Raw genomic sequence first — 3,060 nt, forward strand, 5'->3', positions numbered from 1 at the left:
CTTTAGGAGACCACCGAGACGCCAGAAGTGGGGATTGCCCGGGCGATCCGGGGATCGGCGGGGGTCAAGCGGACGGGACGGTGGCCCGCCGGGTTACGTCCGCCCGGCCGCGGACAGGACCGACCTCACGATGTCGCGGTAGCCGGTGCAACGACACAGGTTCCCGGAGATGGCGACGCGGACCTCTTCTTCGGAAGGCGACGGGTGCTCCCGGAGGAGCGCGGCGGCCGCGAGAACGACTCCCGGCGTGCAATATCCGCATTGAAGGCCCAGGTTTTCCTTGAACGCGACCTGGAGCGGGTGCATCCTCCCGGGGGTCCCGAGGCCTTCGATCGTCAGGATGTCCGCACCCTCCGCTTGGACGGCGAACATCGTGCACGACTTAACCGCGTGACCGCCCACGATCACCGTGCATGCCCCGCACTGGCTCGTGTCGCACCCCACGTGCACTCCCTTCAGCTTGAGATGATCGCGCAGGAGGTCTACGAGCAGCAGCCGGGGCTCCACCCTCCGCTCCTGCCGCTTGCCGTTCACGGTCAGGGTGATGGGATGGGCGTTGCGTACGACTTGGACCGCGGGGCGCCGCGCCCGCGTCTTCGTGGGCCTCCGACCCTTCGTCGCACGAGGCTTGCGTCGGGGCATTCCATCAGCTCCGAGCCCGCGCGGCGGCCGTCTCGAGCGCCCGCCGTACCATGACGGCCACCATGGCCCGCTTGTACTCCGCGCTCCCGTGGAGGTCGGGGACGGGGCTCGACTCCTGCGACGCAAGTCGTCCCGCCTCCGCGAAGGTCGCCTCGTCGGGCGACTTTCCAGCCAAGAACGCCTCGGCTCGTGGCGCACGGATCGCGGTCGGGCCCACGGCGCCTAGCCCGAGCCGCGCTTCCACGATGGCTCCTCCCGGATTGAGCGCGAGCCGGGCGGACGCGGACACCGTGGCGAAGTCGCCCGTCTTGCGCTTCAGCTTCTGATAGGCGCTTCCCGAATGCGGAACGGGGGCCGGAAGCCGGATCTCCGTCAGGATTTCGTCCGGGTGCAACGCGGTCGCGAAGGTATCTTTGAAGAACTCGTCGATCGGGACCTGGCGCTCCCCCCGCGGCCCGGTCAAGGTGAGGTGAGCGTCCAACGCGAGGAGAGCCGCGCCCCAGTCGCCCGCGGGGTCGGCGTGCGCCAAGGAGCCGCCCACGGTCCCGAGGTTGCGTACCTGCGGGTCGCCGAGGCCCTTGACCACATCTCCCAGAATCGGATACCGAGTCTTGACCAGCTCGGCGTGTTCGAACTCGCGGTCCCGGACCATCGCGCCGATGGACAGGCCCTCTCCGTCTTCCCGCAGCGCGGACAGTTCCGAGATGCCGCCGATGTCGATCAGGAATTCCGGGTTCGCGAGACGCAGTTTCATGAGGGGTATGAGGCTCTGGCCGCCCGCGAGAATCTTGGCTCGATCTCCGTTCTTCCGGAGAAGCCGGACGGCCTCGGCGACGGACGTGGCCCGAGCGTACCCGAAGGCGTGCGGTTGCACCTTGCCGACCTCGCGCGGCCGCCCTACACGGCTGACGCCTATAACCCTTTCCTGCGGCAGGTCGAGGGCCTCTGCGCCGACCGTGCAATCGGTGACGGCGGGGACGCGAGCGACTCAGAAATCCTTGGGGAAGCTGCGCGCGGTCATCACAATCCGGTTCAGAGGGCCCATGAGGCCCATGACGTCCGTCATGGAGCCCGCGAGCCGTATCTTCCCTTGCTGGATCAGCCGGTCCATCTCCGCCGCCCCTTTGCAGAGGTCCACCCAGGCGGCGTACCGACCCTCGAATCGGTAGTCCGCGGACGTCTCGGTCGTGGCCTCCGCGGTTGACACCTTCCCGTTCGCGACCGCGATGAGGAAGGACCGCTTCTTGTCGCTCGCGCTGCAGACCACGCGCATGTCGTGACCCTTCATGGCCTTCGCCCACTCCGGGTCCGCATTGAGCCGCCGCCCGATCTCCTCGAAAAACTCCCGCGTGTAGAACTGGATCATCCGAGGCGCCCATCCATTCATGTGGGCCAGGGGCAAGAACCCTTCGTGCGGTAAGCTACGGAGGGATACATACCGTTCTGTTCGGGGATCCCAAACCGAGTCAGCCGAGCCGCTCGCGGAGAATCCGCCGCAGCCCTCGACGGAGATGCTGGCTCACCGTGTTCCGGCTCATCCCCGTGAGGGAGGCGATTTTGTCCAAGCCCACCCGTGCGGGGATGTCGAAGTAGCCCAGGTTCCATGCCAGGCTCAGAACCTCGCGCTGGCGGGCGGTCAGGTCTCCCCCGGTCTCCGCCGCGCTCCGTCGGACCCGGCTCCGGCTCCTGAGCTCGAACGGCACGCGGAGGGTCGCGAGGAGTCCCAGAATCGCCTTCTCCGCCTCCTCGTCTGTGACGAACGTGAGTACCGCCCGCTCCCGACCCACCACGGTCGGTGGGATCGGCGTAATGCCCGCACCCAGCTCCTCCAAGAGGTCCTCCAGGATGCCGGGCGTCGCCTGGCGCAGCAGGGCCACGTACGTGCGCCCGTCCGGCCCCACCTCGACAACCTCGAAATCGCGGAGCCGGTAGCGGCGGCGGAGGGCTTCGCGTTGCCGAGCGATTTGTGCCTCCGTCCAGGGGCGGGCCGCGCGCGTGACGCGCACCAGGAACATCTGCTCCCGCGGCTGGAACGCGTACACCCGGAGTATCTCGATGGAGGTGTTGTGGCGGAAGAAGGCGGCCGGCAGGAGACCCGCGCGGATGAGGGGCTCCGAGGGGACGTCGACGCTAATCCGCCAGAAGGCCATAGGTTACAGGTAATCATCGCCCTACTAATAGAACCACGGGCTCGGGGGTTCCGAGGCGGAACTGTGGAAACGATTGTGGACCGACAGGCGGCCGTCCGCCGGCTGCCGGCGGAGCCATGGGAGAAGGGGATCGGACCCGGCATCGTGGACAAGAAGATCATGGGGCCCAATGACAGCAACTTCATGCTCATGGGGATTGCGAAGATGGAGCCGGGCGTGCATTCCCCGCCCCACCGCCACCGCTACGCGCAGATCTTCTACTTCCTGG

At 67.5% G+C, this 3,060-nt stretch carries 5 protein-coding genes; 1 reads left to right on the forward strand and 4 read right to left on the reverse strand.

Features of this window, described 5'->3' with window-relative positions:
- Window positions 1–93 precede the first annotated feature (93 nt).
- The 4 genes from VEY12_10840 to VEY12_10855 all read right to left on the reverse strand — a co-directional run bounded on the left by VEY12_10840 (window position 94) and on the right by VEY12_10855 (window position 2,792).
- Entirely contained in the window at window positions 94–642 is a 549-nt protein-coding gene (locus VEY12_10840) for a (2Fe-2S)-binding protein (GenBank protein ID HYM40613.1), read from the reverse strand.
- Between the two features lie 4 nt (window positions 643–646).
- Window positions 647–1,516, reverse strand: coding sequence for a xanthine dehydrogenase family protein subunit M (locus VEY12_10845; protein HYM40614.1), 870 nt, complete (start codon window positions 1,514–1,516; stop codon window positions 647–649).
- A gap of 114 nt (window positions 1,517–1,630) precedes the next feature.
- Window positions 1,631–2,044 (reverse strand): SCP2 sterol-binding domain-containing protein, encoded by a 414-nt coding sequence (locus VEY12_10850; protein ID HYM40615.1) that lies wholly within the window; start codon window positions 2,042–2,044, stop codon window positions 1,631–1,633.
- Window positions 2,045–2,108: 64 nt separating this feature from the next.
- Window positions 2,109–2,792 (reverse strand): helix-turn-helix domain-containing protein, encoded by a 684-nt coding sequence (locus VEY12_10855; GenBank protein HYM40616.1) that lies wholly within the window; start codon window positions 2,790–2,792, stop codon window positions 2,109–2,111.
- A gap of 63 nt (window positions 2,793–2,855) precedes the next feature.
- On the opposite strand from VEY12_10855, the gene VEY12_10860 reads away from it, so the two are divergent.
- Window positions 2,856–3,060: hypothetical protein (locus VEY12_10860; protein ID HYM40617.1), on the forward strand; the 205-nt coding region annotated here is incomplete at its 3' end.

It is taken from the genome of Thermoplasmata archaeon, assembly GCA_035632695.1.
Lineage (GTDB): Archaea > Thermoplasmatota > Thermoplasmata > RBG-16-68-12 > RBG-16-68-12 > RBG-16-68-12.